The sequence below is a fragment of the Kribbella sp. NPDC104740 genome (genome assembly GCF_055583505.1).
In genome coordinates, this window is sequence record NZ_JBVJNV010000004.1 from 458,727 (window position 1) to 484,525 (window position 25,799).

The window sequence follows — 25,799 nt, forward strand, 5'->3', positions numbered from 1 at the left end:
CGGCAACCCCGGCGAAACGCTCAGAGCACGACCAGTCCGGCGTCCACCGACATCGCCGTACCGGTGACGTAGCGGGACTCGTCGGAGGCCAGGTAGAGCACGGCGTTGCTGACGTCGATGGTCTGCACGGTCTGGATCTCGAAGGCGTTCAGGTACGCCGAACGGACCCGCTCGCTGGCGGCCGCGATCACCTCGCCGCCCGGGCTGTTGTCCAGGCCGGTGCCGGAGACACCGGTCGGGCAGACCGCGTTGAACCGGATGTTCTGCTCGGCCAGTTCGATCGACAGCGAACGCACCAGGCCGATCACCGCGTGCTTGGAGGCGGCGTACGGCTCCAGGAACGGCATGCCGACCAGGCCGGCCGTCGAGGCGGTCGCGATGACGGATCCGGCACCGCGTTCGAGGAGGTGCGGGACGGTGGCCTGCAGCGTGTTCCAGGTGCCGGTGATGTTGGTGCCGATCACCGCGTCCCACTGCGCCTGCGGGAACTCGTTCCAGTGCGCGATCGTCGCGACACCGGCGTTGGCGACCACGATGTCCAGCCCGCCGAGCTCGGCGACGCCGGCGTCGACGGCCTCGCCCAGGGCGTGCCGCTCGCGGATGTCGACCTCCGCGGTGACGATCCGGCGCCCGGTCTTCTCGACCAGCTCGCGGGTCAGCTCCAGGTCCTCCGGAGTCGCCATCGGGTAGTTGATGCCGTCGACCGGCGCGCAGATGTCGAGCGCGATGATGTCGGCGCCCTCCTCGGCCAGCCGGACGGCGTGGCTGCGGCCCTGCCCGCGGCCGGCTCCGGTGATCAGCGCGACCTTGTCGAGCACTCGCGTCATGGTGGTTCCCCTCGAGAGTAGAAATCGGTACGGCGGTACCGTATTCAGCTACTGATCGAAGGACGTGGAAAAGTCGGGATCCTGGCGAAACGTCGCCGGGATCCAGTGCGGCTGAACCGTCAGCTCAGGGCGAGCGCCTCGCGCCGGGGAGTGCCTGCCGCCGGGGAGTGCCTGGCGCCGGGGAGTGCCTGGCGCCGGCGAGTGCCCGGGAGGACCGGCCCGGCCGCCTCAGGACGGCGAGCCGGCCATCGACTTGCCGGCCTCCGGGCCGAGCTCTTCCGAGCCTTCCTCGTCGACGCGCTCGATGTCGGCCTTCGGGTGCCGGCGCCGGTGCCGCAGCTGCGCCCAGCGCCCACGCGGACCCCGCTCGCGCCCCGCGACCTCCGTCGGGGCCACCTCCGTGCCGGCCGTACGAGCAGCCTGTACGGCGGCCTCCGCGATCGGCAGCACCGCCTCGCCGCGGAACGCCTCCGGCTGGACGAACGACTCCGTCCCGACCCCCATCGCGGCCGCGACCGACGGCAGCAACGCCGCGGCGGCCGCGGCGTACCCGGTCACGGACGGGTGGAACCGGTCCGGCCCGAACATCCGCGGGTCGGTCCGGAAGACCTCGCTGAGCAGCGAGCCCATCGACACCGACCGCCCGCCGGCCTCGACGACGGCGATCGTCTGCGCGGCCGCGAGCCGGTGGCTCCAGGACCGGGCGACCTGCCGCAGCGGCGGCATGATCGGCCGGACCACGCCGAGATCCGGGCAGGTGCCGACGACCACCTCGCAGTTGGCCGCGCGCAGCCGGCGGACGGCGTGGTCGAGCAGCCGGACCGAGACCGACGGCGGCATCTGCGACTTCACGTCGTTGGCGCCGATCAGGATCGCCGCGACGTGCGGCCCGGACAGCAGCGCGGTGTCGATCTGCGGCGCGAGATCAGTGGACTTGGCCCCGACCTTCGACACGTCGACGAGCCGGACCGGACGCTGCGCGAGCTCGGCGAGACCGCACGCGAGCAGGACGCCCGGGGTCTCGTCGGCCGACGACGTTCCGTATCCGGCCGCACTGGAGTCGCCGATCATCGCCAAGGTGATCGGTCGACCTGGATACCGGCCGTACAGGCCGTCGCCCTTGGCCGGGTGAGCCTTCATCGGCCCGATCACGCGCGCGGCGTACCGCGCTTCCGCGGTCAGTACGCCGTACAGCGTGGCGCCGATCAGTCCGAGTCCCCCACCACCGAAGGCTGCGGCCTGGGCCAGTCGCTTCGCGGCCCGGGCTGTGCTCATGGTTCAAGGATTACACGCTGTGACACCGAAGCAAGTGAAATAGGGGGAAACACGCGCATCCCATACAGTGAGATTCGTGCGCTACGCGAACTCACTCCTGGACCTGGTCGGCAACACCCCGCTGGTACGCCTGACGAAGACGACCGACGGCGCCACGCCGCTCGTCCTCGCCAAGGTCGAGTACTTCAACCCCGGTGGCTCGGTGAAGGACCGGATCGCGGTCCGGATGATCGAGGCCGCGGAGGCCTCCGGCGAGCTCAAGCCCGGCGGCACGATCGTCGAGCCGACGTCGGGCAACACCGGGGTCGGGCTGGCGATGGTGGCCCAGCAGAAGGGCTACAAGTGCGTCTTCGTCTGCCCGGACAAGGTCAGCGAGGACAAGCGCAACGTGCTCAAGGCGTACGGCGCGGAGGTCGTGGTCTGCCCGACCGCGGTCGCGCCGGAGCACCCGGACTCCTACTACAACGTCTCCGACCGGCTGGTCCGCGAGATCGAGGGCGCCTGGAAGCCGAACCAGTACGCCAACGAGAACAACCCGATCTCGCACTACGAGTCCACCGGACCCGAGATCTGGGAGCAGACCGAGGGCAAGATCACCCACTTCGTGGCGGGTGTCGGCACCGGCGGGACGATCAGCGGCACCGGCAAGTACCTCAAGGAGGTCTCCGGCGGCAAGGTGCAGGTCATCGGCGCGGACCCGGAGGGCTCGGTCTACTCCGGCGGCTCCGGCCGGCCGTACCTGGTCGAGGGTGTCGGTGAGGACTTCTGGCCGGAGACCTACGACAAGACGATCGCCGACCGGATCATCGAGGTCTCCGACGCGGACTCGTTCGCGGTCACCCGGCGGCTGGCCCGCGAGGAGGCGATGCTGGTCGGCGGTTCGGCCGGGATGGCGGCGGCCGCGGCGATCCGGCTCGCGCACGAGATCGACGACCCGGACGCGGTGATCGTGGTGCTGCTGCCCGACGGCGGCCGCGGCTACCTGACCAAGGTCTTCAACGACGACTGGCTGGCGCAGTACGGCTTCCTCGCGCACACCCGGCAGGGCACGACGCTGGGTGAGGTGCTGGCCGGCAAGGACGGCAGCATGCCGCCGCTGGTGCACACCCACCCGCACGAGACGATCGCCGAGGCGATCGAGATCCTGCGCGAGTACGGCGTATCGCAGATGCCGGTCGTTCGGGCCGAGCCGCCGGTGATGGCGGCCGAGGTGGCCGGTGCGGTCTCGGAGCGGACCCTGATGGACGCGCTCTACAGCGGGAAGGCCCGGCTGGCCGACATCGTCGAACTGCACATGGACCCGGCGCTGCCCTCGCTGGGCGCCGGCGAAGAGGTGTCGAAGGCGGTCGCGCTGCTCGAGGGCCGGGACGCGCTGATGGTGCTCGACGACGGCAAGCCGGTCGGCGTGCTGACCCGGCAGGACCTGCTGAGCCACATCGCCGTCGACTGAGCCACGGACGCTTGCCTGCGGCTACTGCATTCGTTGCTTACGGCAAGTTGAGGTTCAGCGGTCGATGACGGTCGGGACGATGGCGATCAGGGCGGTGATCACGACACCGCCGACGATGACAACTGCGCTCAGGATCTGGATGAGGTTCATGTCATCCATGGTGTCCGTCCAGGCCCGTCCGGACATCGGCCCTTGGGCCCGACTCCGGCTCATCCCTTGGTCGTACGCCGGACCCTGAGCGCTACGACCAAGGGAGTCCGGGTCATCCCCGGGTGAGCACGAAGTCCGAGGGCTTCAGCCGCCGGGTCCGGCGCCAGTAGCCGACGGTGAACTCCGGCCAGATGGTCGAGTTGCGGCCCTGCGCGTCCAGGTACCAGCTGTTGCAGCCGGACTCCCAGACCGTCCCGTCCAGCTCCGACTGCACCTCGTCGACGAAGCGTTCCTGGACGTCCTCGCGGACCTCGATCGAGGTCGCGCGGCCGAGCAGGCGCAGCGCCTGGACGACGTACCGGACCTGGGCCTCGATCATGAAGACCATCGAGGAGTGGCCGAGGCCGGTGTTCGGGCCGACCAGCAGGAACAGGTTCGGGTAGCCGGCGACGGTGATGCCGAGGTGGGCGCCGATGCCCTGCTGCTTCCAGTGGTCGGCCAGGTCGGTGCCGTCGCGGCCGAGGATCCGCATCCGCAGCAGGTTGCCGGAGACCTCGAAACCGGTGCCGAGAACCAGTACGTCGGCCGGTCGCTCGATGCCCTCGGCATCGACCACGCCGGTCGGGGTGATCCGGCTGATCCCGGTGGTGACCACGTCGACGTTGGGCCGGGTGAGCGCCGGGTAGTAGTCGTTGGAGAGCAGGATCCGCTTGCAGCCGATCTGGTAGTCCGGGGTCAGTTTCGCCCGCAGTACCGGGTCCTTCACCTGCTTGCCGAGCTGGCGGCGGGCCTGCAGTTCCAGGCCCTTCATCAGCTTCGGGTTGCCCGCGAAGCCGAGGCCGCGGGCCTCCAGACCCCAGAAGATCGCGTCCCGGATGATCCGCTGCCCGGTCGGGAAGCGGGCGTGCAGGGCCTGCTCGCGGCGCCCGATCGCGCGGTCGGGCTTGGCGGTGATCCACGGCGGCGTGCGCTGGTAGAGGTCGAGCTGCGCGGCCTGCTCGGCGACCTTCGGCACGAACTGGATCGCGCTCGCACCCGTCCCGACGACGGCGACGCGGCGGCCGGTCAGGTCCTGGCTGTGGTCCCACTGGGCGGAGTGGAAGGCCGGCCCGGCGAACGTGTCCAGGCCGGGCAGGTCGGGGATGTTCGGCTGGTGCAGGCTGCCGACGCCGGCGACCAGGGCGCGGGTCTCGATCGTCTCGTCGCCGTTGACCGTCACGGTCCAGCGGCCGGTCGTCTCGTCGAACGCGGCCTCGGTCACCTCCGCGCCGTACCGGATCTTGCCGGCGACGCCGTACTTGGTCGCGCAGTGCTCCAGGTAGGCCAGGATCTCGTCCCAGGGCGCGAACATCCGCTGCCAGCGCGGGTTCTGCTCGAACGAGAACGAGTACAGGTACGACGGGACGTCGCACGCGCAGCCGGGGTAGGTGTTGTCCCGCCACGTGCCGCCCAGGCGGTCGGCCTGCTCGAGGACGACGAAGTCCTCGATCCCGGCTTCGCGCAGTTTGATCGCCATGCCCAACCCGGCGAAACCCGATCCGATGACAACGACCTCGGTCTGACCCATGACCGGAAGGTTACCGGCGGGTTAGGCTAGGAGGTAAGGGTCGGCTTGCTCCGATCCGGTCCAGCGTCGGCTCCGAAGACCTCCCGCTCACCGGTCCGCGTGCTCACTCCCCGGAGTGTGAACGGATTCACTGGCTCGGTGACCCGATACTCGTTAGGTCAAAGAACAACCGTTCTTTATTCTGGTGACCCTGCCAGGTGTCTCGTGAGGAGGCGGACGTGAACGCTGCGACGACCCACGACGGGCCGGTCGGATGAGCGGACGCGACAAGTTGGACGAGCGGCTGACCGAGCACGTCGACAAGCTCGGTGAGGAGCATCCGCCGATCGAGCTGGACAGCGTCGACTACACGATGAACCAGCCCGGTCTGATCGCGCGCCGGTTCGGCCCGGTGCTCAGCTACATGGCGCGGGTCGAGCTCGAGGTCGAGCGCAACGTGCTCGAGCTGGCCGCGCTGCTGCCCAACCCACCGGAGGTCGACCGGCACTTCTACGCCGACGTCTGGATGCCGCAGGAGACCCGCCACGGCGAGATCCTGGACAAGCTGCAGGCGATCATCGGGCTCGACCCGCTCAAGGCCGACCTGACCCAGGTGTCGATCCGGCTCCGGCTGCTCGGCGCGCTCGGCCGGTTCGGGCCGGTGCAGGACGTCAGCCGGATGCTCTACTACCTGACCGGCATGGCGACCGAGCGGTCCGCCGTACTGGCGTACGGGCAGCTGCACAGCGGGCTGCGCGAGCTGGACGAGCGGGCGATCTCGGAGACCGTGATCGCGCCGATCCGCCGTCAGGAGCCGGGGCACTTCGCCTTCTACCAGATGTCCTCGCGCGGGCTGTGGGGTCAGATGAGCGGCTGGCAGAAGTGGCTGGTCCGGTCGCTGCGGCGGCTCACCTTCACGCCGGTCGGGGTCGACCACAAGCGGCAGCGGGCCGACTTCGGGCGGGTGATGGAGGCGCTCGGGATGTCCAAGCAGGACTCCGACGTCGTGCATCACGCGCAGCAGATCGCCCGCGTCGAGCACGAGCTGCTGTGGGCGACGCGCAAGGGGCTGCGGGTGCCGACGTACGTCGTGGACGCGCTGCGGCAGGCGGTCGAGGCGGCCAAGGCCGAGGCCGACCTGGTGAAGAGCAAGCTCCCGGGGCCGAGGCTGAGCCCCGAGGGCTGAGGGCGGGGCTCCCGCCCTAACGCAGCCGGTGCAGGATCTCGCCGGCGTTCGGGATGACCAGGGTCTCCGGGTCGTTCTCGTACGCCGCGAGGTCGAACGCGGCCGGGTCGAGGTAGTTGAGGTTGGCGCGGCGGACGACGTCCTCACCGATGCCGGTCGCCAGCGTGACCTGGACGCGGAGGTGCTCGCCGGTTGCCGGGTCCCAGGTGCCGGCGCCGCGCAGGTGGGTGGAGTGCGCGAGCACGCCCCAGTGCAGGTCGCGGAACTTCTCCCACTGGCCGACGAAGTAGTCGCGGCAGTGGTAGCCGATCTCCTCGATCTCCGGGTGCATCGCGGCCAACTGCCGGACGTGCGGCGCGTACAGGATCACCTCGCCGCCGTCGGCGACGACCGGCTCGACCTTGTAGAAGCCCTTGGCCGCGGTCCAGATGTCCTGGTAGCGCTCGGGCATCAGCGAGACGATCCGGCGGACCGGGTGGTCGAGGTAGCGGACGTGGGTCTGCGCGGAGATCTCCGCCGCGGCGCGCCAGGACGACTGGGTGTCGCCGAAGGCGACGGCGTGCAGGTTGTGCGTGCCCGACTCGACGACGAGTGACAGCGCGAGCTTCTCGGCCGGGATCAGCGCGGCGGCCTCGTCGATCAGCGCGCGGACCGGCGTCGTGCCCGTCGTACCGATGATGCTCGCGCTGGTGATCAGGGCGCCGAGCCAGTGCGACAGGTCGATCACCTCCTGGCCGGCGACACCGGGGAAGAAGTACTTGTTGCCGCCGGAGAAACCGACCACCTCGTGCGGGAAGACCGGGCCGACGACCAGCGCGACGTCGTGCTCGACGACAGCGCGGTTGAGCTTGACGCTGATCTCCTGGTGCAGCCGCCCGTCGGAGATCTCGCCGACCCGGCGCGCGTCGATGGTGCCGAGCTCGGCGAACGTCTCGGGCTTCCACCACTCGTGGTTCAGTACGTCGTACTCGCCGCCGAGGTGCTCCCGCAGCGCCTCCGGCGACATCTCGGCGTGGGTGCCGAGGGCAACGAGCACGGTGAGCTTGCTGACCCGCCCGGCGAGCGCCTGGTGGACCGCCTTCAGCAGCAGCGGGAGCGGGCAGCTGCGGGTCGCGTCGGGCACGATCACGCAGACGCTGCGACCGTCCAGCCCGGCCGAGGCCAGCGAGTCCTGGACGAAGGTGGTGACCTCGTCCTCGGTGAGCGTCCGGGTGCTGTCGCCGATCACAGAAGAGTCGAGCATGGCACCAGGGTAGTTGGTAAGCGATTGCCGGGGGTCGACTGCCTGGGGTGACCGCCCGGAAACCCAACGTAGTAAGGGAATCGAGGCGTTGACCGGGGACGCCCGCGGGAGCAGCATCGAGCCTGTCAGCTGGGGATGAGATCGAGGGGGAGTTCCCATGTCCGACACGGTGATCACGCGTCCGCTCGGGTTCGGGGGCCGCCTGCTGCGGTCCGGGGATCCGGACTACGAGCAGGCGCGCACGGTGTTCAACGCGATGGTCGACAAACGGCCGGCGATGATCGCGCAGTGCGAGTCGGCCGCCGACGTCGCCGCCGCGGTCCGGTACGGCGTCGGTCAGGGGCTCGAGATCGCGGTCCGCGGGGGCGGGCACGGCGTGGCGGGAACGGGGGTCAGCGACGGAGGGCTCGTCGTCGACCTGCGCCGGCTGAACACGGTCCAGGTCGATGCCGACGCGCGGATCGCGCGGGTCGGCGGCGGGGCGACCTGGGGCGACTTCGACAGCATGTGCCAGCCGTACTGGCTCGGCACGACCGGCGGCCGGGTGTCGACCACCGGCGTCGCCGGGCTGACCCTCGGGGGCGGGTCGGGCTGGCTGGAACGCAAGTGGGGCCTGGCCTGCGACAACCTGGTCTCGGTCGAGCTGGTGACGGCCGACGGCGAGCTGGTGATCGCGGACGAGACCCGCAACACCGAGCTGTTCTGGGCGCTCCACGGTGGGGGTGGGAACTTCGGGGTCGCGACGGCGCTGACCTTCCGGCTGCAGGTGCTGCCGGTGGTCACGCTGGCGCTGCTGCTCTGGCCGGCGGCCGCCGGGCCGGACGTCGTACGGGCTTATCGGGATCTGATCGAGGGCGGTGCGCCGGAGGAGCTCGGGGGCGGGACGTTCTTCCTGACCGGGCCGCCGGAGGAGTTCGTGCCGCTGCATCTGCAGGGGGGGCGCCTCGTGGGTGCGGCGGCGGTGCATCTGGGCGACGAGGCGGCGACGCGGGACGTGCTGCGGCCGCTGTTCGACCTGACGCCCGAGGGCGTGATGGTGGCCGAGATGCCGTACGCCGCGCTGCAGTCGGCGCTCGACGACCCGCCGGGGTTCCGGAACTACTGGTCGGCCGAGCACCTGAACGAGTTGCCCGACGAGGCGGTCGCCGCGTTCTGCAGCCGGGCGGGCGACATGCTGTCGCCGTCTCCGTCGCAGCAGATGATCGTGCCGTGGGGTGGCGCGGTCGCGCGGGAGGCGGACAAGTGGCCGTTGCCGCACCGGTCGGCCGCGTGGGTGGTGCACCCGTTCGGGGTGTGGTCGGACCCGGCGGACGACGTACGGGGGACGCAGTGGGCGCGGGACGTGTGCGCCGATGTCCGGGAGTGGTCGACGGGGGCGGTCTACCTGAACTTCATCGGGGACGAGGGGCAGGACCGGGTGGTCGCCGGGTACGGCGAGGAGAACTACCGGCGGCTGGCCCGGGTGAAGGCGGAGTACGACCCGGACAACGTGTTCCGGCTGAACCAGAACATCAAGCCTCAGTCGTGATGGACCACTGGATCAGGACGGTCGCGCCGAACAGGGCGGCGGCGAGGACCAGGACGCCGAACTGAGGGAACGGGAAGCGCGGGACGGCGCCGATCGAGGCGCAGACGAGGATCAGGGCGGTCAGGGTCGCGCCGCGGCGGCGGGACTGCTTCCGGGTGCTCGGGAGTGGGCCGACCGAGCGGTCCAGGGCGGTGGTCGCGGCGGTGAGGCCGACGATGCCGATCAGGACCGCGCTGACCACGCCGGGTGGGCCGCCGAAGACGAAGCCGACGACGACCAGGGTGAGCAGGGCGCCGGTGCCGAGGGCGCCGACGACGAGACCGCTGGTGAGGTGGGCTCGGCGGCGCTGGCGGAGGTCGACGTTCTCGGCTGTGCGTGGTGTTTCGTCCTGGGGGCTCTTGACCCAGAGCGTGAGTCCGGCGAGCACAGCGAGTGCGATCAGGACGCCGAGCACGGTCAGGACGGCTGACTGTGTTGTCGAGATGAGTTCGTGGACCTGGCCGTCGCCGAAGTCGCAGCTCGCGCGCGGCGGGAACCAGGAGTCGCGCACGGTCACGCCGGCGCTGGACGCACGACCGGCGGTCAGGGCGCAGTCCTCGGCCGGGGAGAGCCAGTCCGGCAGCGCGGCGGTCACCGCGACCGACCAGGCCATCGAGGCGGGCAGACCGAGGGCCAGGAGCCAGTTTCGCGTGCGCATCGCCGGTCAGCCTCTCATGGTCTGCGGCCGGCTGGGCACTGGAACGAGATGAAGCACGACTGGTTCCTGACGGCGAGTGAGCGTGGCAACGCGGGGACGGACATCGACCGGGACGGCTCCTGGTCCGAGGGCAACCTGGTCCGGCCGCTGGTCCACGGTGCGACGTACTTCCAGCGTCTGTACGACGAGCTGTGCCGGCTCGAGAAGGGTGACCGGGTCTACTTCACCGACTGGCGCGGGGATCAGGACGAGGCGCTGATCCCCGACGGCACGAGCGTCGGTGAGGTGCTGTGCGACCTCGCGCGCAACGGTGTCGAGGTGCGCGGGCTGCTCTGGCGGTCGCACTCCGACCACGTCAGCTTCAACGCGCAGGAGAACCAGCGACTCGGGACGGCGCTGAACGAGGCGGGGGCGGAGGTGCTGCTCGATCAGCGGGTACGGCGTCTCGCTTCGCACCACCAGAAGCTGTTCGTGATCCAGCACCTCGACGATCGTTCGGCCGATGTCGCGTTCGTCGGCGGAATCGATCTGTCGCACCAGCGCCGGGACGATGCGACGCATCGCGGGGATCCGCAGCAGGCGCCGATGGATCCACGGTACGGGTCGCGGACGCCGTGGCACGACGTGGCGCTGGAGATCCGCGGGCCGGTCGTCGGGGATCTGTTGCGGACCTTCGTCGAGCGGTGGGACGACCCGCATCCGCTCGATCGGCGGACGCCGTACCGGCTGTTCGTGCAGCGGTTGTCGCGGATGCCCCGGCATCCTTCCGCGTTGCCGGAGTCGTTTCCTGATCCGCCCGCGGCCGGGCGGAGTGCGGTGCAGGTGCTGCGGACCTACGCGCACAAGCATCCGGGGTTTCCGTTTGCGCCTCGGGGTGAGTACAGCATCGCGCGCGGATATTTGAAGGCGTTGCGGCGGGCGCGGTCGTTGATCTACATCGAGGATCAGTACTTCTGGTCGCGGGATGTGGCGGCGGCGCTGCAGGAGGCGTTGGAGCGGTCGCCGGAGTTGCGGGTGATCGTGGTGGTGCCGCGCTATCCGGATGCTGACGGGCGGTTCACCGGGCCGCCGGCGTTGGACGGGCAGCGGCGGGCGTTGGCGTTGCTGAAGTCGCCTCGGGTTGCGGTGTACGACTTGGAGAACGCTGACGGGGTGCCGATCTACGTGCACGCGAAGGTTTGTCTGATCGACGACGAGTGGTTCGCTTGCGGGTCGGACAACTTCAACCGGCGGTCCTGGACGAACGACAGTGAGCTGACGTGTGCCGTGGTTTCGCCTGAGGTAGCTCGGGGGTTGCGTGCTGAGCTGTGGGCGGAGCATCTCGGGGTCGCTGGTGATCTGGATCCGGTCGAGGGTTTCTCGTTGTGGCGGCGGACGGCTGAAGCCTTGGATGCTTGGCATTCAGCGGGTGCTGTGGGAGAGCGGCCGGCCGGGCAGATTCGTTGCCATCGGCCCGCTGAAGTGAGCCGATGGCAACGAGTCTGGGCGCGACCGGTGTTCGACCACGTCTACGACCCGGACGGCCGGCCGCGCCGGATGCGGCGGCACGGGGAGTACTAGCTGGTTGTCCCTGGCTGCGAAGTGCTTCTCCCGCGTTTTCCTGGAGCGTGGTCACGAGCGCGAAGGTTTTGCGGTCCTGAGCTGTTCGAAGGCTGTCGCGGGTTCGCTCAGCCGGGCGGCGACCTGCGCGGCGGAGTCTTGTGCGGTCTGCTGGTCGGTGTGCACCTCGACGTCGTACCGCAGGTTCTCGTGAACGATCGGGAACTGCAGCGCGGCCCGGCCGATCGTGCGGTTGCCGCGGGCCTGCTCGCGGCGCTCGAGCTCGGGCAGGGCGCAGTGCACACCGACGAGGTAGACCGGCAGGCCCGCGAACGTCTCCAGGCAGTCGGCGACCCGCCACCGCTCGCCGAGGATGTGGTCGACGACGACGTCGTTCCCCGCCGACGCCATCCCGGCCACCACGCGGTGGAAGCCGCGGACGGTGCGCTGGAAGATCGGGAGGAACTCCTCCTCCGACCAGTCGTGCCGCGAGCGCGCCCGGTGGTAGTGGTCGATCGCCAGGTGGTACCAGGCGCCGTCGAGCGTGCGCAGCAGCTCCTCGGCGAGGGTGGATTTTCCGGAGCTCGATGTCCCGTTCAGGAACACGATCCGGCCCGGCTGGGTGATGGTTGCCTCGGGCAGCAGTTCGTGGGTGGGGCCGATCATCGGTGCTCCTCCTGCTCGAAGTGGTCGCGGTTGTTCGGCCACCAGCGCGAGGCGACGAAAGCGAGGGCGCCGTCGGTACGGCGTACGACGTCGTGCTGGCTGGTGAGCGCGTCCGCGCGGCCGGCGATCAGGCGGCAGAACGGGCAGACGTAGCCGGGCGGGGTGTGGTTGTGCATGGGCGGCTCCGGTTGACCTGGTTGGTCCTCGGCGGGTTGGGTGGGCGGATGAGCGAGCTGCGGGTGGTGGTGGTCGAGGCGGGCGACGAGCGGGCGATCGAGGACTGGCGGGAGGTCCACAACGCGATCATCCCGACGGCGGCGCTGTCCAGCGCGGAGGTGCGGGAGCGGGCGGGGCGGAATCATCTGGAGGTGCTGTACGCGGGGGAGGTGCTGGTGGGGTGCTCGACGGTGCGGCCGCCTGAAGAGGTGGCTGAGGAACCGGCAGCGCCGGGCGAGTCGCCGGCGGCGACCGTGATCGCGCGCGTGCTCCCGGCGTACCGGCGTCGCGGGTACGGCGAGCTGCTCTACCAGCGCGGCCTGACCAAGGCCAAGGAGCTCGGTGCCGCCGAGATCGAGACCGTGATCCTCGCCAGCAACCTCGAGGGTCTCCGCTTCGCCGAGCACCACGGCTTCGTCGAGACCGACCGCTACGTGCTGCCCGGCGACACCATCGCGTTCGTCGACCTGCGGCTGACCTCGGGCGACTGACCAGCCCTGGCGCTCGCCCCGCGAGTACGCTCGCCCGCGCGGTCAGCTGTCCCGCGAGCTCAGCACGCAGAACTCGTTCCCCTCCGGATCAGCCAGCACCGTCCAGCTCGGCCCCTCCGGCTGCCCGACGTCGACGCGGCTCGCGCCCAGCGCGAGCAACCGCGCGATCTCGGCCTCGCGGTCCTGGCTCGTGTGCGGCGCGAAGTCGAGGTGCAGCCGGTTCTTCACCGCCTTGCCCTCCGGCACCGGCACGAACACGATCCCCGGCCCGACCCGCTCCCACTGCGTCTCCCGCATCACCGCCTCGTCGACCCACGACGGGATGATCACGCACTCGTCGTCGCTCGCGTGGATCACCCGCCAGTCCAGCGCCTCGGCCCACCAGGCCGCCTGCGCCCGCACATCGACGCAGTCCACCACCACGGAGTACCACCGCAACGCCATCCAGGCCTCCTCGATCGGATGCCAAGGATGCCACCCGGAGGATCAGACGAGATCGAGCAGCTTCCGCGTCGGCCGGGCCGGGATCCGCCAGTCGCCGTACAACCCCAGTACGTCGTCCGTCGTGCACCGCAGCCCCAGGTACACCCAGCCCAGCTCCCCGTCGAGCCGCTCCGTGAACCCGGCCGCGACCTCGAACAGCTCGCCGCCGCACGGGCAGACCGCGCGCTGCACGTCCGACCAGTCGGTCCCGCCGAGCATCACCCACGGCCGGTCGCACCCGGCGCACCGGCGTACGGCGTACCCGTGCTGCTCGTCGATCCCGACCACGAACACCGAGTCCCCACACCCGTCACAGCGCGCCGGCACGATCTCGCTCACCTGCCCGTGCGAGAACACCATCAGGAACTCCGCAAGATCAGTACTCACCGACCCCCGCCACCACGGACTGCGCCGCTCGATCACCATCCGCAGAGAATGCCAGCCACCCTCTCCCGTTCCGTCGCGACGGGCCGTAGCGTCGTCGTTGCAGTCCGTACAAGATTCAATTGGCTCTCTGCGCTTCGTATGACGCTGCCGTGGACGCCCCTCTCGACCTGCTCGGTCTCGCCCTCCGTCACCACTGATCCCGCCCCAGCTCAACCGCCCCGTCGATCAGCTCCCGCGCCGCATCCAGATGCCCCAGATGCCGCGCCGTCTCCTCGATCATGTGCAGCACGATCACCCGCAACTCCACCGGCTCCGGCCCGAACCCGTGCTTCCCAACCGGCGCCGCGTCGAACGAAGTCGACACCAGCACCTCGTTGGCCACCGCGATCTGCCGCCGGTAGAACCCGAACACATCCTCGGCACTCCGCGAAGTCGTGAACGGCCCGTCCGCGTCGTCCTCCGGCAACCGCTCCCAAGGCAACGCCTCCGCCGCCCCCAACGTCACCTGCTGAAACCAGTGCCGCTCCGCATGCCCCAGATGCTCCACCAACCCCAAGGGCGCCCACCCCGACGGCAACACAGCCCGCCGCAACTCCTCGTCCCCCAACCCGTCCAACACCTCGAACACCCGCCCCCGCTGAGCATCGAGAAACTCCACCAACAACCCGTCCGCCGCATCCATGCACAGACTTTCCCACCAGCCACCGACAGAATCAGCCCGCCGTACGACGAACCACGCTGCTGAAGCTCGAGAGCGTTGAGAATGCGCGCTCAACCGGACGGAGACACCGGAGACCTCACCCGGTCCACACCACCCGCTCGGCGAACCCACCCCGTTCCGCCGCCTTCGCCACCCGGATCCGCTCGACCTCCTCCGCACTGGCCCCCAGATCAACAGCCAGCGCCCGCACCACTTCCATCACGTCCGCAAGCTCCTCCAGCGCGGCCTCCCGCTCGCCCTCGCGCAGGAACTCATCCACCTCCTCCACCAATTTCTCCCGCAGCCGCCGCCGGTACTCCGCAGCGTCAGCCCGGTAGACCACCGCCTCCTCGCCCTTCGCCCGAATGATCTCCGGCATCCGATCCCGCACCAGTTTCCGCACCCGGCCATTCCAGCAAGCCCCTCGGACATCGCCTGGAGAAGAGGACACAACCTGGCCGCTACCCCTTCTAGAGTCATCTGCATGACGACAAACGAGCAGACCTTGACCGGTGAGCGGGCCGACATCCTGGAGTTCCTCGGGAAGCACCGGTACTTCCTGCGGCACACGGCGCAGGGGCTGACCGACGAGCAGGCGAACACGCGGAGCACGGTGAGTGCGCTGACCGTCGGCGGGCTGATCAAGCACGTGACGTCGGTCGAGCAGCACTGGGCCGAGTTCGCGGTGAACGGGGGCGGCGCGGAGGTGCCGGAGGTGGAGTTCACGCCGGAGGTGATCGCGGCGTGGGAGGACAAGTTCCGGCTCACCGAGGGGGAGACCCTGGCCGGCGCGCTCGCGGAGTACGAGAAGGTCGCCGCCGCGACCGACGAGCTGGTGAAGACGCTCGACCTCGACACGACCTACGAGCTGCCGGCCGCGCCGTGGCAGCCGCCGGGGGTGTTCTGGTCGGTCCGCCGGGTCTTCCTGCACATCACCGCGGAGACCGCGCAGCACGCCGGGCACGCCGACATCATCCGGGAGACGATCGACGGTCAGAAGTCGATGGGCTGAGCCGTCCGACGCCTGGCCGGCGCCAAAAGCCGGTCAGGCGCCGGGCTGAAGCCCGACTCAGGCGTCGTGCTGAAGCCCGACTCAGGCGTCGTTCTTCAGCCCGAAGCGGTCGTTGAACAGCCCGGCCGCCGGCGACGACAGGGCCCGCCGCGGCTCCCCGTCGATGAACACGTCGAGCTTGTCGTCGAGGAACGCGACCAGCCCGGCCAGCGGTGTCGCGCCGTCGAGCGGCGCCGGGTACATCCACGCGAGATCCCGGTAGCCGGCCGTCGAGAAGTACGACGCCCGCCCCTTGTAGGCGCACTCGCTGATCCGCTCGCTCGGCGTCAGCTCCGCGACGACATCCTCGAGCGGCACGTAGTACCGCGTCGGCAGACTCGTCTCGAAGACCAGCACCGGATGGTTGCTCTCAGCAAGCAGTACGCCGTCCGCCTCGATCCGCACCGGCCGCGAGCTCGGCCGCACATCGACGCGGTGGTAGGGATCGCGCGGGTGCGCGAACAGCCGGTCGTCCTCGCCGTACCACTCCTCGAACGCCCGGAAGTCGAGCACCACGTACGACGCCAGCTCCGCGTCCTCCGGCCGGAACCCCGCCCCGGCGAACCGCGTCCGGCCGACCACCAGATCGACCGCCTCACCCGGGCACGAGTGCGCCGCGAACGGCGTCCCCGGGTCGAGGATCCGCTCCGGCGCCGGCATCGACGGCAGCGACGACGCCGTCAGCCCGGCGCGCAGATCAGCGACCGGTACGGCGTACGAGGGCACGATCCGGCGCGGCTCCCAGACCAGCATCGCTCGCACCGTGTCCGCGACCAGCAACTCCCCGTCGCGAACCCGGACCCGCATCTCGGTCGGCTCGTACCGCAGCAGCGGAAAGCCCCCGAACAGCAGGTCCTGCACCTTCGTGCTCACCTTCGCCAGCGTAGGTTCGCCGCGCGCTGGGCGATAGGGGGTCAGTCCAGCGCGCGCAGTTCGTCGACGCTCTGGTCGATCAGCCGGGCGGTCGGGCCGAGCCGCGCGCCGATGGCTTCGGCCGCCCTACCGCCCATCGGCGTGCCGACGTCCAGACGGCCGCCAGGCGCCGTACCGAACGAGACCGGCGCGAGCAGCACCGTCCCCTCGACCGTCAGCAGCCGTACGCCGAGCAACCGCGCGACCAGCGACGTCCGGACCAGTGCACCGCCGTCGAGCGTGTCAGTTCCGGCTGGGCTCGTCCAGATAGCTGTCGAGTCCGTTCTTCCCGTGCTGAGCGGGTTTGCCGCGCTCGCGCCGGACCTCGTCGATCCGCTGCGACGCCGTCTGGACCGCTTCGACAATCTGCGCATAGCGTTCCCGTCCCGCCTTGGCTCCCAGCACGTACCCGACGCCGAACACGGCGACCGTCCGCAGCTTCATCGCTTGTCCTTCTGGCGCCGCGAGGACACCACCGCGCTGGCGACGCTCATCCCGATCGCCGCGACTCCCGCGGCCACGCCGTTGCGCACCGCGCCGCGGCGCATCGCGTTCGTCGCCCCGGTCGCGACCGGTTCGACGATCCGCTCCCACCGGCTCTTCCTGTGGAACAGTCTCATCGTCGTTCCTCCTGCCGGCGTCAGCGCCGTCTCGATCCGCGGGCGAGCGCGGTCACCAGCTCGGTCTTGCTCATCGACGAGCGGCCCTTCACGTCCTCGCTCCCGGCGAGGTCGAGCAGGTCGGTCTTGGTCATCTCGTTGAGATCGGCCCGGGCGCGACCTTTGCGCTGTACGGCGGGCCGCGAGGCGGTCGTGCGTGCGGCCGTACTCCGGGCGGCCGTACTCCGAGCGGCCGTGCTGCGAGCGGCCGTGCTGCGAGCGGCCGTGCTGCGTGCCGCCGTACTGCGTGACGCAGTCGCTCGCGACCGCACCTGCTCGGCCTCGGCAACCCGCTCGTCAGCACTCCGCGCCTCGCGATCGGCCGACGCCGCCAGCTGCGCCGCCTGCCGATGCGCCTCCTCGGCAGCGGCCTTCGTCGCCTCGGTGGCCTCGTCGGCCAACCGCCGCGCCTCCGCAAGGCTCGCGGTCGCGTCAGCCATCGCCTGCTTCGCCTTCGCCTGCGCCGCCTCAGCCTCCTCGCGCGCCTTCGCGACCCGCTCGTCGGCCTCGGCCTTCGCCCGCTGCACCACGCGATCCGCGTCCGCCTGCGCCGACCCGCGCGCCCGCTCGACGCGCGCATCGGCCTCCCGCCGAGCCTCGGCGACCTTGTCGCTGACCTCTTGGCTCTGCTCCCGCTCGACGTCACGCACGTACGCCCGGCACCGCTCGGCGACCTGCCGCGCGTCATCGCTGTGAGCCTTGGCGGCCTCGGCCTCCCGAACAGCCTGCTCCTCCGCCTGCTGCGCCTCGTCGGCCGCGGCCCGCGCCCGCTGCAGCTTCAGCTCGATCGAGTCGCCGACAGGCAGCACGTCCATGACGGACGCCCCAGCCTGCCGAGCGAAATCGACCAACCCGCTACCTGCTGCCTGCGTCGCGTTGCCGGCCGCGTCCTTGGTCGCCTCCAACGGCGCCAAGGCCTTCGACAGCAGCCAGGTGGTGTTGCGCGGCAAGTCCTTCACCCCGTGGCCCCAGGCTTTGACCAGCCGTCCGGCGGTCCCTGTTCCGGCCATGTTGCTGCCTCCCTGATCTGATCATGACGTCACGACCACGTACCAGGCCCCCAGCCGCCAGGCCGGTACCCCGGTGAAAACAGCACAAACGACGCAACACAAGGTGATCAGGCGACAACCGCAGGCTCAGACCTCGTCCGGGTCGTACATGAACTTCCGCACGTCCTGCGCACACCGGCACGCCGCCGCGACCTTCGCCGCCCACTCCAACGCCTCTGCCCGCGTAGGCACCTCGACGATGAACACCCCGCCGATCAACTCCTTGCTCTCCGGATAGGGCCCGTCGGTGACCACACCGTCCACCCCCACCACCGCAGGCTCGACGGCGTACTTCGGATCCTCGGCGTCGTAGTCCAGCCCACCGGAGTACACGAACACCCCAGCCTCCTTCGCCTCCCGGCACACCGCATGCCCGGCCCGCCCCACCTCCGGAAAGTCCTCGTCCGGGATGTGATCCATCGCGCCCTTGTCGAACGAGATCAGGTACTTCGCCATCTCAACACTCCTTGTCCAGGTGACCCATCACCCGTACTACGAACGGCGCCCCCCGAATCCGACACGCTACCGACGGCATGGTCTGAACGGCATCATCTGACTCGTGCACACCTACGACCCGTCGCCGAGCAGCCTCCGGCCACTGTTCGACACGTTCTGGTCCCCGGCGGGATGGCGCCGGCCGGTCCAATGGCCCACCGACGAGACGCTCAGCGCCGCAGTCGACCGAGGCGTGATGTTCGCCGAACCGGCCGCCCTCGACCACGACGCCTGGGTCGCAGCTGCACGAGCGGCGGCGGGGGAGACGACCCTCGAGGAGGTCGAAGCGGCCTTCGTCGCCAGCCTGACCACGCGCCGCCTGGACCTCCGCTCGGCGCTGGCGTCGTACCTGGTCGCGCGCGATCTCCCCGCCCACAGCTTCACACCCGGCGCCGAAGGCCACTGCGCGATCTGCGGCCTGTACGACGACGCGCTCGCCCAGGACCTCAACGTCCTCAACTTCGAGCGCTTCAAGTGGGGCGGCGCTCGCCACGACAGCGTCATCTACGCCGCCTTCGACCTGCAGCAGTTCCACCGAGCCCCGCAGCTCGAGCCCACCGCCGCCGATCGCCGGCTCGGCCGCACGATCCTCGCCACCCTCAGCGAGTTCCCGAAAGGCGTCACCGCAGCCCAGGCCGTCACCCACCTCAAGCCGCTGAAAGGCAACAGGTCCGAGCGCCAGGTCCTCATCGACATCCTCGGGATCTGCGGCGTGCTCGACACCACCGACCACCGCGGCTACGCCGACGGCTTCGTCCCGTGGAGCCGAAGGGCCCTACCCTCGCGCCGGTTCATCGACCAGGCCTATCCGGCGTGCTGGTGGACAAGCGCCGCAGGCATCAACACAAAGGCCGTCGAGAGCGTCCTGCCGAGCCTGGCCTGAAACGCGTCGAGGGCCCCACCGCGATGCGGTGGGGCCCTCGGTCAGGCTTTCAGGCCGGGAACGGGACCCCGGTGTTGCTGTGGCACCGGTAGCCGTTCGGGTTCTTGGCCAGGTACTGCTGGTGGTAGCCCTCGGCGTAGTAGAAGGCGCCCAGCGGCGCGATCTCCGTGGTGATGTCGCCGTAGCCTCGGGGCTTGATGACCGGGGCGTAGAGGTCGCGGGTGCGCTCGGCCTCCGCGCGCTGGGCCTCGGTCGTGTAGTAGATGGCGGAGCGGTACTGGGAGCCCAGGTCGTTGCCCTGGCGCATGCCCTGGGTCGGGTCGTGGGTTTCCCAGAAGACCTTCAGGAGGTCGGTGAAGGTGGTCTTGGTGGGGTCGTAGACGACGCGGACGGCCTCCGTGTGGCCGGTTCCGCCGGTGCAGACCTCCTCGTACGTCGGGTTGGGGCTGTACCCGCCCGCGTAGCCGACCGCCGTGGTGTACACGCCGGGCTGCTGCCAGAAGATCTCCTCGGTGCCCCAGAAGCACCCGGTGCCGAACCAGACCTCCTCGAGGCCCTCGGGCACCGGCGCCGTCTGCGGCGTACCGAGCACGATGTTGTCCGCCGGGACGGCGTAGCCGGGCTCCGGGCGGCCGGGCAGGGCGGCCGACTGCTCGACCAGAGCGGTGTTGCGCTTGAAGAACGACATCTCACGCCTCTCGCAGAATGACTTTCATAGTGTCTCAACACGACCCCAGGAGCGAACCTTCCCGCCCGGCATTACGCCACGATGACGTCAGGCGATCAACGCCGACGCCGTACGCCGGGCCGCCGGCCCCCGCTCGGTCAACTGCCCGTACGACGCCGCCAGCAGCTCCACCGAGTGACGCAGCGTGTCCGGATCCTGCGTGTACGGCAACCGCATGAACGTCTCCAGCCCACCCTCCGGCGAGAACCGCGACCCAGCGACCAGCAGCACCCCGTTCCGCTGCGCCACCCCCACCAGCGACGACCCGACAGCAGCCGGCAGCTCGCACCACAGCGACAGCCCGCCGCCGGGCAGCGTGAAGCGCCAGTCCGGCAGCACCGACCGCACCGCGGCCGCCAGCGCGTCCCGCCGCTCCCGCAGTCCAGCCCGCCGCTCCGGCAAGATCGCAGCGCGCTCCCGCAGCAGCCGTACGACGACCAGCTGCTCCAGCACCGGCGCCCCCAGATCCATCGACGCCCGCGCGTCCAGGATCCGCGCGACCAGCGACTCCGGCGCGCGCAGCCAGCCGATCCGCAGCCCGCCCCAGAACGACTTGCTCACCGACCCGACCGTGATCACGCCGGACGGGTCGAAGGACGCGAACGGCGGCGGCATCTCCTGCCCGTCCAGCGGCAGCTCGTACAGGGTCTCGTCGATGATCGCGGTGGTCCGGCTGCGCGCGAACGCGATCGCCAGCCGCTGCCGGTCGGCGGCCGGCATCAGCTCACCGGTCGGGTTCTGGAAGTCGACCACCATCCAGGCCGCCCGTGGCGCGGTCTGCCTGATCGTTGCCTCCAGCAACGGGAGGTCCCAGCCGCCAGGGCTCATCGGCGCGGCGACGACGCGGGCGCCGCTGCGCCGGATCGAGTCCACGGAGTTCGGGTGCGTCGGGCTCTCGGTCAGCACCCGGTCGCCGATCTGCGTCATCGCGCGGACCGCGATCGACGTCGCGGCCAGCGCCCCCGCGGTGACGATGATCTGGTCGGGTGACGTCGGCAGCCCCCGCGCTTCGTACGACGCTGCGATCTCGGCGCGCAGCTCAGGCAGCCCCTGCGGGTGGTAGCCCGGCGTCGCGAGGTGATGCGGCAGGTCCACCATCGCCGCCGCGACCGCCGTACTGATCCCCGGTACGGCCGGCGACGCCGCACACGTGAAGTCGTACAGCCCGTCGGTGTCGATCCCCGGTGCGTGGTGCCGCCCGAGCTCGGGCTCGATCCGCGACGGCAAGGCGGTCACGCTGCCCGACCCGCGCCGGCTGGTCAGGTACCCGCGGTCGCGCAGTTCCCGGTACGCCGACGCGACGGTGGTCCGGCTGACTCCGAGCGCGTCGGTCAGCTCCCGCTCGCTCGGCAGCCGCGCGCCGGGCATGATCCGCCCGTCCGCGATCAGCAGCCGGAGCCGTTCGGCCAGTGCCCGGTACGCCGGGCCGCCGTCGTCGGACCAGCCGCCGAGCAGGCCGGTCAGGGTGCTCGCAGGGAGTTGTTGGCCGCTCATGCAGTCCACTATTGCGCAATTGGCTATCGATCACCAGGCCACTGGCGCGCAAACTGGAGCGTGTGACCGCCACCGCAGAACCCACCGCACCCCCTCGGACCCTGGCCGCGCTGAACCCGATCGAGCAGCTGAAAGCCGGTCGCCTCCCGCGCCGCCTGGTCCAGCTGTACGTCGGCCTGGTCCTGTACGGCGCCTCGATGGGCCTGATGATCGAGAGCCACCTCGGCCTGGACCCGTGGGACGTGCTGCACTCCGGCATCACCGAGCACCTGCCGCTGACCTTCGGCACGGTGGTGATCGCGATGAGCTTCCTGGTGCTGCTGCTGTGGATCCCGCTGCGGCAGTGGCCGGGGCTCGGCACGATCAGCAACGCGATCGTGATCGGCCTGGTCACCGACCTGACGCTGTCGCTGGTCCCGACGCCGGACGCGCTCTGGGTGCGGATCCTGTTCCTGACCGTCGGCGGCATCGTGCTGAACGCGCTGGCCGGCGCGCTCTACATCGGCGCCCAGTTCGGCCCGGGCCCGCGCGACGGCATGATGACCGGCCTGGTACGCCGTACCGGCCTGAGCGTGCGGCTCGTCCGGACCAGCATCGAGGTGACGGTGCTCGCGATCGGCTGGCTGCTCGGCGGCGCGGTCGGCCTCGGGACGGTCGCCTACGCGCTGGCGATCGGCCCGCTCGTGCACGTCCTGCTGCCGCTCTTCACGGTGCGGCTGCCGGAGCGCGCGAAGGTGTAGCAGTTCAGCGGAAGCGGGTGGGTCGGCAGCCTTCGAGCTCGGGCGCCGGCTGTCCGCTGAGGATCTCGGCGGCGGCGAGCCGGCCGGCTGCGGCGGCCAGGGTGATCCCCGAGTGCATCACCGCGACGTACAGGCCTTCGGTGGTCGCCGGTGCACCGATGATCGGCTCGTCGTCCACGGGCATCGGGCGCCAGCCGACGTCGACGGAGATCACCTCAGTGTCGCCGGCACCGGTGAAGAACGCGGCGAACCGGTCTCGTACGCGCTGTGCGGTCGCGTGCAGCGCGGCCTGATCGGCTTCACCTGAGTAGACCGTGGGGGCGAGGACGGTCCCGTCGTCCAGCTGCCTGGCCTCCAGCGCCGGCGTCGCCACGATCGCCCGGACCACGCCGGGCTTCGCGCGCAACCGCACGAGGATGGCGGGCGAAGGCTCGACCAGCAGCTCGACGCCGACCCCCGCGCACAGTGCGACACTCCCGGTACCAGCCGCCAGCACGACGGTGTCGGCACGAATCGCCCCGGCGGCAGTCCGCGCGACGGTGTCGGCGCGAGTCGTCCCGGCGGCAACCCGCACGACGGTGTCGGCGGCGATTGTCGCGGCGGTGGTCCGTACGCCGGTCACCCTTCCCGCGTGCTGTTCGAGCGCGGTCACCGTCGTACCGACCAGCACCTTCGCGCCTCGCGCACGCGCCGCGGCGACCAGCACCTCGGCCGCCGCGACCGGATCGAGCGCCGCGTCGTCAGGATGGTGAGCCGCTTCAGCCGGCGGATCGATCAGGTTCGGTTCCAGCGCCCGCGCGTCGCGCGTGAGTGGCCCCGGGGAGTCGTCGAAGCCGTCCCAGACCAGCGATCCGGTCCAGCGGATCGCCAGCGCGGGCAGCTCCGCCTCCAGCCGCCGGTACTCGTCGACCGCGAGGTACCGCAGCAGTGCCGAGGGCCGGTCGCTGGTCACCGGCCGCCCGATCCACGCGAACGACGCCCGCGTGACGCCCGACCCCGGCAGGCCCGAGTCGATCAGCGTGACCGGTCGGCCTTGTCCGCTCAGGTGGTACGCGAGCGATGCGCCGACGATGCCGGCGCCGACCACGACAATGCTGCGCTCCGCCATACCGGTGTTCTAGCAGGCGACCGCCGCGCGCCGACACCGAACAAGCGCAGCGAGGCTCGGACCGCGAACGGTCCGGGCCTCGCTGCGCAGCACCCCTCAGGCTGCGGGTCTAACCGACCGGTTCGAGCTCCCGGTCCTCGGGCACCGGCTCGCGCTTCTTCAGCTTCCGCGGCCACCAGGCCTTCGTTCCGAGCAGCGCGGTGACGCTCGGCACCAGGAAGATCGACATCACGAACGCCGAGATCGCGATCCCGACGGCGACCGAGAAGCCCATCTCGGTGAGCAGCGCCATCCCGGCCAGCATCAGCGAGGAGAAGGTGCCGGCCAGGATCAGCCCGGCCGCGGCGACCGACGGGCCGCCGTGCTCGATCGCGAGGTCGGCCGCGGTCCGTGGATCGATACCCTGCTCGGCCTCCTCGCGCAGCCGGGCGATCATCAGGATGTTGTAGTCGGTGCCGATGGCAACGACGAACAGGTAGAGCATGATCGGCAGCGAGAACGACACGCCCGCGTGCCCGGCGGCGCCCTGGAAGACCAGGACCGTGGCGCCCGTCGTACTGAAGAAGCTGAGCACCACCGCGATCATCAGCACCAGCGGCGCCAGCAGGCTGCGCAGCAGCAGCGCCAGGATGACCGCGATCAGGCCGCCGGCGACCGGGAAGATCACCGAGAGGTCGCGGCTGTTGGCGTCCCGGATGTCCGTGTACGACGACGAAACGCCGCCGAGCAGTGTCGCGGTACCGGCCGGGGCTTCGGCGTGTGCCGCGTCCTTCAGGGCACCGTCGACCAGGTCGAGCGACTCCGCGGCGTACGGCGCGCCGTCGAGCACGACGTTGATCTGGGCAACGGTCTTGTCCTTGCTGAGCAGCGCCGGCGAACCGTCGGCCGCGGCGGGCAGGACAGCGCCGACCCCGTCGACCTGCGCGAGCTTCCCGGCGTACGCCGTGAGCTCGGCCGGGTCGAGCGGGCTGCCGTCGGTGCTCTTCACGTAGACGGTCGTCGGGTTCAGCGCGCCGGCCGGGAAGCCGGTCTGCAGGTCCTTGATCGCCCGCGCCGACTCGGTGTCGGCCGGGAGCTGCGCGAACGCGTCGTAGTCGATCTTCATTCCGAGCGTGCCGAGGGCGAGCGCGACCATGATGCCGCCGGAGATCGTCGCGACCAGGGCCGGGCGCTTCGCGGTGAACCGGCCGAGCCGCTTGAAGGTCGCGCCCTTCGGCGTCTGCTGCCAGGACTTCGACGGCCAGAACACCTTCGGGCCGAGCAGCGAGACGACGGCCGGGATCAGCGTGATCGCGGCGAAGGCCATCACCGCGACCGCGATCGCGAGGCCCGGGCCGAGGCTCTTGAACCCGCCGAACACGGCCAGCAGCAGCGCGCTGAACGAGACCACGATCGCGCCGGCCGCGGAGACGATCACCTCGGCGACCCGGCCCGCGGCGGTGATCAGGGCCTGCTTCGGCTCCTCGCCGGCGCGCAGGCGCTCGCGGTACCGGAAGAGCAGGAACAGGATGTAGTCGGTGCCGACGCCGTACAGGACGACGGTCAGGATGGTCTGCAGGTCCTGGGTGACCTGCAGCACGAGACGAGAGCCCGCGACACCAAGGGCGAGATCCACCGGGCCGCGCTCGAGCTGTTCAGCGGGCAGGGGTACGAGAAGACCAGCCTGCGCGAGATCGCCGAGCAGGTCGGGATCACCAAGGCGTCGCTGTACTACCACTACTCGTCGAAGCAGGACCTGCTGAAGGCGATCATCGGGACGTTCTTCGACGACATGAACGCGGTGTTCCTGCGGGTCGAGGCGACGCCGTGGTCGCTGGCCGCCGAGCAGGAGCTGCTGACGACGTACCTGGAAGTGGTGATCAAGCACCGGGGGACCGGCCCGACGGTGCTGCGCGACATCGCGGCGGTGCTGGCGGCGTTCGGCGACGACCTGGACGTGCTGATCGCGCGCAGCCGGAACTTCCAGCTGTGGCTGGCGGGTCCGGAGCCGCAGCCGAAGGACCGGGTCCTCGCTGCGGCCGCGGTGGAGGTTGTGGGCGCAGTGCTGTCGTCAGGCTTGGAGCCGGCGCAGCTGAGCGACACGGAGATCCGCGAGACGCTGCTGGAGGCGGCGACCGCAGTGCTCTCGGGAAGAGGCAACATCCCGCGCTGAGCGGCGGCCAGGGCCGGTGGTGATGCGGCCGGTGAGGTCGCACGGGGCTGAGGTCGCTGCGGCCGGAAGAAGCTTGAAAGCCTGAGGGCGACCACAGCCTGAAATGCCTGAGGGCGACCACAGGTGGTGCTGTGGTCGCCCTCAG

General features: G+C 70.5%; 30 protein-coding genes and 1 pseudogene. 9 read left to right on the forward strand and 22 right to left on the reverse strand.

Features of this window, described 5'->3' with window-relative positions; translation table 11 throughout:
• Positions 1-20: 20 nt before the first annotated feature.
• Together ACZ6Z4_RS23265 and ACZ6Z4_RS23270 are read right to left on the reverse strand one after the other, a co-directional pair.
• On the reverse strand, positions 21-827 hold the full coding sequence (locus tag ACZ6Z4_RS23265; RefSeq protein ID WP_465568158.1) for a mycofactocin-coupled SDR family oxidoreductase: 807 nt from the start codon (positions 825-827) through the stop codon (positions 21-23).
• Between the two features lie 228 nt (positions 828-1,055).
• Entirely contained in the window at positions 1,056-2,102 is a 1,047-nt protein-coding gene (locus ACZ6Z4_RS23270) for an SGNH/GDSL hydrolase family protein (RefSeq protein WP_465568161.1), read from the reverse strand.
• Positions 2,103-2,178: 76 nt separating this feature from the next.
• On the opposite strand from ACZ6Z4_RS23270, the gene ACZ6Z4_RS23275 reads away from it, so the two are divergent.
• Positions 2,179-3,552, forward strand: a complete 1,374-nt coding sequence (locus ACZ6Z4_RS23275) for a cystathionine beta-synthase (RefSeq protein WP_363665426.1) — start codon at positions 2,179-2,181, stop codon at positions 3,550-3,552.
• Positions 3,553-3,814: 262 nt separating this feature from the next.
• Here the strand turns inward: ACZ6Z4_RS23275 and ACZ6Z4_RS23280 are convergent, their stop codons facing one another.
• Complete coding sequence (locus ACZ6Z4_RS23280) at positions 3,815-5,269, reverse strand: flavin-containing monooxygenase (protein WP_465568164.1); 1,455 nt, start codon at positions 5,267-5,269, stop codon at positions 3,815-3,817.
• Between the two features lie 253 nt (positions 5,270-5,522).
• On the opposite strand from ACZ6Z4_RS23280, the gene ACZ6Z4_RS23285 reads away from it, so the two are divergent.
• On the forward strand, positions 5,523-6,434 hold the full coding sequence (locus tag ACZ6Z4_RS23285) for a GTP-binding protein LepA (RefSeq protein ID WP_465568167.1): 912 nt from the start codon (positions 5,523-5,525) through the stop codon (positions 6,432-6,434).
• Between the two features lie 16 nt (positions 6,435-6,450).
• Here ACZ6Z4_RS23285 and ACZ6Z4_RS23290 read toward each other — a convergent pair whose 3' ends face one another.
• Positions 6,451-7,677, reverse strand: coding sequence for a lactate racemase domain-containing protein (locus tag ACZ6Z4_RS23290; protein WP_465568170.1), 1,227 nt, complete (start codon positions 7,675-7,677; stop codon positions 6,451-6,453).
• Positions 7,678-7,834: 157 nt separating this feature from the next.
• Between ACZ6Z4_RS23290 and ACZ6Z4_RS23295 the strand changes: the two genes are divergently transcribed.
• Positions 7,835-9,205 (forward strand): FAD-binding oxidoreductase, encoded by a 1,371-nt coding sequence (locus ACZ6Z4_RS23295; RefSeq protein WP_465568174.1) that lies wholly within the window; start codon positions 7,835-7,837, stop codon positions 9,203-9,205.
• On the opposite strand, the gene ACZ6Z4_RS23300 is transcribed toward ACZ6Z4_RS23295, so the two are convergent.
• Entirely contained in the window at positions 9,189-9,902 is a 714-nt protein-coding gene (locus ACZ6Z4_RS23300; RefSeq protein WP_465568177.1) for a hypothetical protein, read from the reverse strand. The two genes, ACZ6Z4_RS23295 and ACZ6Z4_RS23300, sit on opposite strands and share 17 nt — an antisense overlap.
• 48 nt (positions 9,903-9,950) lie before the next feature.
• On the opposite strand from ACZ6Z4_RS23300, the gene ACZ6Z4_RS23305 reads away from it, so the two are divergent.
• The gene (locus ACZ6Z4_RS23305) at positions 9,951-11,462 is read left to right on the forward strand and encodes a phospholipase D-like domain-containing protein (protein ID WP_465568180.1); all 1,512 of its coding nucleotides are present in this window, start codon (positions 9,951-9,953) and stop codon (positions 11,460-11,462) included.
• A 51-nt stretch (positions 11,463-11,513) separates the two neighbouring features.
• On the opposite strand, the gene ACZ6Z4_RS23310 is transcribed toward ACZ6Z4_RS23305, so the two are convergent.
• Entirely contained in the window at positions 11,514-12,107 is a 594-nt protein-coding gene (locus tag ACZ6Z4_RS23310; protein ID WP_465568183.1) for a chloramphenicol phosphotransferase CPT family protein, read from the reverse strand.
• On the reverse strand, positions 12,104-12,283 hold the full coding sequence (locus ACZ6Z4_RS23315) for a hypothetical protein (protein WP_465568186.1): 180 nt from the start codon (positions 12,281-12,283) through the stop codon (positions 12,104-12,106). The genes ACZ6Z4_RS23310 and ACZ6Z4_RS23315 overlap by 4 nt, the downstream gene beginning before the upstream one ends.
• Before the next feature lie 48 nt (positions 12,284-12,331).
• Here ACZ6Z4_RS23315 and ACZ6Z4_RS23320 point away from each other — a divergent pair, with 48 nt between their 5' ends.
• Positions 12,332-12,814, forward strand: a complete 483-nt coding sequence (locus tag ACZ6Z4_RS23320) for a GNAT family N-acetyltransferase (RefSeq protein ID WP_465568189.1) — start codon at positions 12,332-12,334, stop codon at positions 12,812-12,814.
• 42 nt (positions 12,815-12,856) lie between these two features.
• On the opposite strand, the gene ACZ6Z4_RS23325 is transcribed toward ACZ6Z4_RS23320, so the two are convergent.
• The 4 genes from ACZ6Z4_RS23325 to ACZ6Z4_RS23340 all read right to left on the reverse strand — a co-directional run bounded on the left by ACZ6Z4_RS23325 (position 12,857) and on the right by ACZ6Z4_RS23340 (position 14,787).
• Entirely contained in the window at positions 12,857-13,258 is a 402-nt protein-coding gene (locus ACZ6Z4_RS23325) for a VOC family protein (RefSeq protein WP_465568192.1), read from the reverse strand.
• Positions 13,259-13,300: 42 nt separating this feature from the next.
• Positions 13,301-13,684 (reverse strand): hypothetical protein, encoded by a 384-nt coding sequence (locus tag ACZ6Z4_RS23330; protein ID WP_465568195.1) that lies wholly within the window; start codon positions 13,682-13,684, stop codon positions 13,301-13,303.
• A 187-nt stretch (positions 13,685-13,871) separates the two neighbouring features.
• The gene (locus ACZ6Z4_RS23335; protein ID WP_465568197.1) at positions 13,872-14,366 is read right to left on the reverse strand and encodes a DinB family protein; all 495 of its coding nucleotides are present in this window, start codon (positions 14,364-14,366) and stop codon (positions 13,872-13,874) included.
• Between the two features lie 115 nt (positions 14,367-14,481).
• Complete coding sequence (locus ACZ6Z4_RS23340) at positions 14,482-14,787, reverse strand: nucleoside triphosphate pyrophosphohydrolase (RefSeq protein WP_465568200.1); 306 nt, start codon at positions 14,785-14,787, stop codon at positions 14,482-14,484.
• Between the two features lie 81 nt (positions 14,788-14,868).
• On the opposite strand from ACZ6Z4_RS23340, the gene ACZ6Z4_RS23345 reads away from it, so the two are divergent.
• On the forward strand, positions 14,869-15,396 hold the full coding sequence (locus ACZ6Z4_RS23345; protein ID WP_465568203.1) for a DinB family protein: 528 nt from the start codon (positions 14,869-14,871) through the stop codon (positions 15,394-15,396).
• 81 nt (positions 15,397-15,477) lie between these two features.
• Here ACZ6Z4_RS23345 and ACZ6Z4_RS23350 read toward each other — a convergent pair whose 3' ends face one another.
• The 6 genes from ACZ6Z4_RS23350 to ACZ6Z4_RS23375 all read right to left on the reverse strand — a co-directional run bounded on the left by ACZ6Z4_RS23350 (position 15,478) and on the right by ACZ6Z4_RS23375 (position 18,511).
• Complete coding sequence (locus ACZ6Z4_RS23350) at positions 15,478-16,308, reverse strand: DUF427 domain-containing protein (RefSeq protein WP_465568206.1); 831 nt, start codon at positions 16,306-16,308, stop codon at positions 15,478-15,480.
• A 41-nt stretch (positions 16,309-16,349) separates the two neighbouring features.
• Positions 16,350-16,544 carry a hypothetical protein gene (locus tag ACZ6Z4_RS23355; RefSeq protein WP_465568210.1) on the reverse strand — a complete coding sequence of 65 codons (195 nt, stop codon included), beginning with the start codon at positions 16,542-16,544 and terminating at the stop codon, positions 16,350-16,352.
• A gap of 46 nt (positions 16,545-16,590) precedes the next feature.
• Positions 16,591-16,791 carry a hypothetical protein gene (locus ACZ6Z4_RS23360; RefSeq protein WP_465568213.1) on the reverse strand — a complete coding sequence of 67 codons (201 nt, stop codon included), beginning with the start codon at positions 16,789-16,791 and terminating at the stop codon, positions 16,591-16,593.
• Entirely contained in the window at positions 16,788-16,967 is a 180-nt protein-coding gene (locus tag ACZ6Z4_RS23365) for a hypothetical protein (RefSeq protein ID WP_465568216.1), read from the reverse strand. The genes ACZ6Z4_RS23360 and ACZ6Z4_RS23365 overlap by 4 nt, the downstream gene beginning before the upstream one ends.
• 20 nt (positions 16,968-16,987) lie before the next feature.
• A complete protein-coding gene (locus tag ACZ6Z4_RS23370; RefSeq protein ID WP_465568219.1) occupies positions 16,988-18,016 on the reverse strand; it encodes a hypothetical protein in 1,029 nt (342 codons plus the stop codon).
• Between the two features lie 126 nt (positions 18,017-18,142).
• The gene (locus ACZ6Z4_RS23375) at positions 18,143-18,511 is read right to left on the reverse strand and encodes a YciI family protein (RefSeq protein WP_465568222.1); all 369 of its coding nucleotides are present in this window, start codon (positions 18,509-18,511) and stop codon (positions 18,143-18,145) included.
• Positions 18,512-18,614: 103 nt separating this feature from the next.
• Between ACZ6Z4_RS23375 and ACZ6Z4_RS23380 the strand changes: the two genes are divergently transcribed.
• The gene (locus ACZ6Z4_RS23380; protein WP_465568224.1) at positions 18,615-19,433 is read left to right on the forward strand and encodes a hypothetical protein; all 819 of its coding nucleotides are present in this window, start codon (positions 18,615-18,617) and stop codon (positions 19,431-19,433) included.
• 49 nt (positions 19,434-19,482) lie between these two features.
• On the opposite strand, the gene msrA is transcribed toward ACZ6Z4_RS23380, so the two are convergent.
• On the reverse strand, positions 19,483-20,121 hold the full coding sequence (gene msrA / locus ACZ6Z4_RS23385) for a peptide-methionine (S)-S-oxide reductase MsrA (RefSeq protein WP_465568227.1): 639 nt from the start codon (positions 20,119-20,121) through the stop codon (positions 19,483-19,485).
• A gap of 87 nt (positions 20,122-20,208) precedes the next feature.
• Entirely contained in the window at positions 20,209-21,654 is a 1,446-nt protein-coding gene (gene yczR, locus ACZ6Z4_RS23390; RefSeq protein ID WP_465568230.1) for a MocR-like transcription factor YczR, read from the reverse strand.
• A 62-nt stretch (positions 21,655-21,716) separates the two neighbouring features.
• Between yczR and yczE the strand changes: the two genes are divergently transcribed.
• Positions 21,717-22,394, forward strand: coding sequence for a membrane protein YczE (yczE, locus tag ACZ6Z4_RS23395; RefSeq protein WP_465568233.1), 678 nt, complete (start codon positions 21,717-21,719; stop codon positions 22,392-22,394).
• 4 nt (positions 22,395-22,398) lie between these two features.
• On the opposite strand, the gene ACZ6Z4_RS23400 is transcribed toward yczE, so the two are convergent.
• Together ACZ6Z4_RS23400 and ACZ6Z4_RS23405 are read right to left on the reverse strand one after the other, a co-directional pair.
• Complete coding sequence (locus ACZ6Z4_RS23400; protein WP_465568236.1) at positions 22,399-23,502, reverse strand: NAD(P)/FAD-dependent oxidoreductase; 1,104 nt, start codon at positions 23,500-23,502, stop codon at positions 22,399-22,401.
• Positions 23,503-23,611: 109 nt separating this feature from the next.
• Complete coding sequence (locus ACZ6Z4_RS23405; RefSeq protein WP_465568239.1) at positions 23,612-25,117, reverse strand: MMPL family transporter; 1,506 nt, start codon at positions 25,115-25,117, stop codon at positions 23,612-23,614.
• Here ACZ6Z4_RS23405 and ACZ6Z4_RS23410 point away from each other — a divergent pair.
• Positions 25,112-25,240 (forward strand): annotated as a pseudogene (locus ACZ6Z4_RS23410) (TetR/AcrR family transcriptional regulator); the annotation flags it as partial. The gene ACZ6Z4_RS23405 and the pseudogene ACZ6Z4_RS23410 sit on opposite strands and share 6 nt — an antisense overlap.
• On the opposite strand, the gene ACZ6Z4_RS23415 reads toward ACZ6Z4_RS23410, so the two are convergent.
• Positions 25,219-25,644, reverse strand: a complete 426-nt coding sequence (locus ACZ6Z4_RS23415) for a hypothetical protein (protein ID WP_465568242.1) — start codon at positions 25,642-25,644, stop codon at positions 25,219-25,221. The pseudogene ACZ6Z4_RS23410 and the gene ACZ6Z4_RS23415 overlap by 22 nt on opposite strands.
• Positions 25,645-25,799 lie beyond the last annotated feature (155 nt).

Bases quoted from the DNA above. Each gene is read 5' to 3' on its own strand.
- ACZ6Z4_RS23370 (WP_465568219.1), bottom strand. From the start codon at position 18,016: ATGGCCGGAACAGGGACCGCCGGACGGCTGGTCAAAGCCTGGGGCCAC.
- ACZ6Z4_RS23345 (WP_465568203.1), top strand. From the start codon at position 14,869: ATGACGACAAACGAGCAGACCTTGACCGGTGAGCGGGCCGACATCCTG.
- ACZ6Z4_RS23320 (WP_465568189.1), top strand. From the start codon at position 12,332: ATGAGCGAGCTGCGGGTGGTGGTGGTCGAGGCGGGCGACGAGCGGGCG.
- ACZ6Z4_RS23300 (WP_465568177.1), bottom strand. From the start codon at position 9,902: ATGCGCACGCGAAACTGGCTCCTGGCCCTCGGTCTGCCCGCCTCGATG.
- msrA (WP_465568227.1), bottom strand. From the start codon at position 20,121: ATGTCGTTCTTCAAGCGCAACACCGCTCTGGTCGAGCAGTCGGCCGCC.
- ACZ6Z4_RS23325 (WP_465568192.1), bottom strand. From the start codon at position 13,258: ATGGCGTTGCGGTGGTACTCCGTGGTGGTGGACTGCGTCGATGTGCGG.
- ACZ6Z4_RS23285 (WP_465568167.1), top strand. From the start codon at position 5,523: ATGAGCGGACGCGACAAGTTGGACGAGCGGCTGACCGAGCACGTCGAC.
- ACZ6Z4_RS23290 (WP_465568170.1), bottom strand. From the start codon at position 7,677: ATGCTCGACTCTTCTGTGATCGGCGACAGCACCCGGACGCTCACCGAG.
- ACZ6Z4_RS23415 (WP_465568242.1), bottom strand. From the start codon at position 25,644: ATGTTGCCTCTTCCCGAGAGCACTGCGGTCGCCGCCTCCAGCAGCGTC.
- ACZ6Z4_RS23280 (WP_465568164.1), bottom strand. From the start codon at position 5,269: ATGGGTCAGACCGAGGTCGTTGTCATCGGATCGGGTTTCGCCGGGTTG.
- ACZ6Z4_RS23315 (WP_465568186.1), bottom strand. From the start codon at position 12,283: ATGCACAACCACACCCCGCCCGGCTACGTCTGCCCGTTCTGCCGCCTG.
- ACZ6Z4_RS23400 (WP_465568236.1), bottom strand. From the start codon at position 23,502: ATGGCGGAGCGCAGCATTGTCGTGGTCGGCGCCGGCATCGTCGGCGCA.
- ACZ6Z4_RS23310 (WP_465568183.1), bottom strand. From the start codon at position 12,107: ATGATCGGCCCCACCCACGAACTGCTGCCCGAGGCAACCATCACCCAG.
- yczR (WP_465568230.1), bottom strand. From the start codon at position 21,654: ATGAGCGGCCAACAACTCCCTGCGAGCACCCTGACCGGCCTGCTCGGC.
- ACZ6Z4_RS23335 (WP_465568197.1), bottom strand. From the start codon at position 14,366: ATGGATGCGGCGGACGGGTTGTTGGTGGAGTTTCTCGATGCTCAGCGG.
- ACZ6Z4_RS23305 (WP_465568180.1), top strand. From the start codon at position 9,951: ATGAAGCACGACTGGTTCCTGACGGCGAGTGAGCGTGGCAACGCGGGG.
- ACZ6Z4_RS23265 (WP_465568158.1), bottom strand. From the start codon at position 827: ATGACGCGAGTGCTCGACAAGGTCGCGCTGATCACCGGAGCCGGCCGC.
- ACZ6Z4_RS23375 (WP_465568222.1), bottom strand. From the start codon at position 18,511: ATGGCGAAGTACCTGATCTCGTTCGACAAGGGCGCGATGGATCACATC.
- ACZ6Z4_RS23270 (WP_465568161.1), bottom strand. From the start codon at position 2,102: ATGAGCACAGCCCGGGCCGCGAAGCGACTGGCCCAGGCCGCAGCCTTC.
- ACZ6Z4_RS23365 (WP_465568216.1), bottom strand. From the start codon at position 16,967: ATGAGACTGTTCCACAGGAAGAGCCGGTGGGAGCGGATCGTCGAACCG.
- ACZ6Z4_RS23295 (WP_465568174.1), top strand. From the start codon at position 7,835: ATGTCCGACACGGTGATCACGCGTCCGCTCGGGTTCGGGGGCCGCCTG.
- ACZ6Z4_RS23360 (WP_465568213.1), bottom strand. From the start codon at position 16,791: ATGAAGCTGCGGACGGTCGCCGTGTTCGGCGTCGGGTACGTGCTGGGA.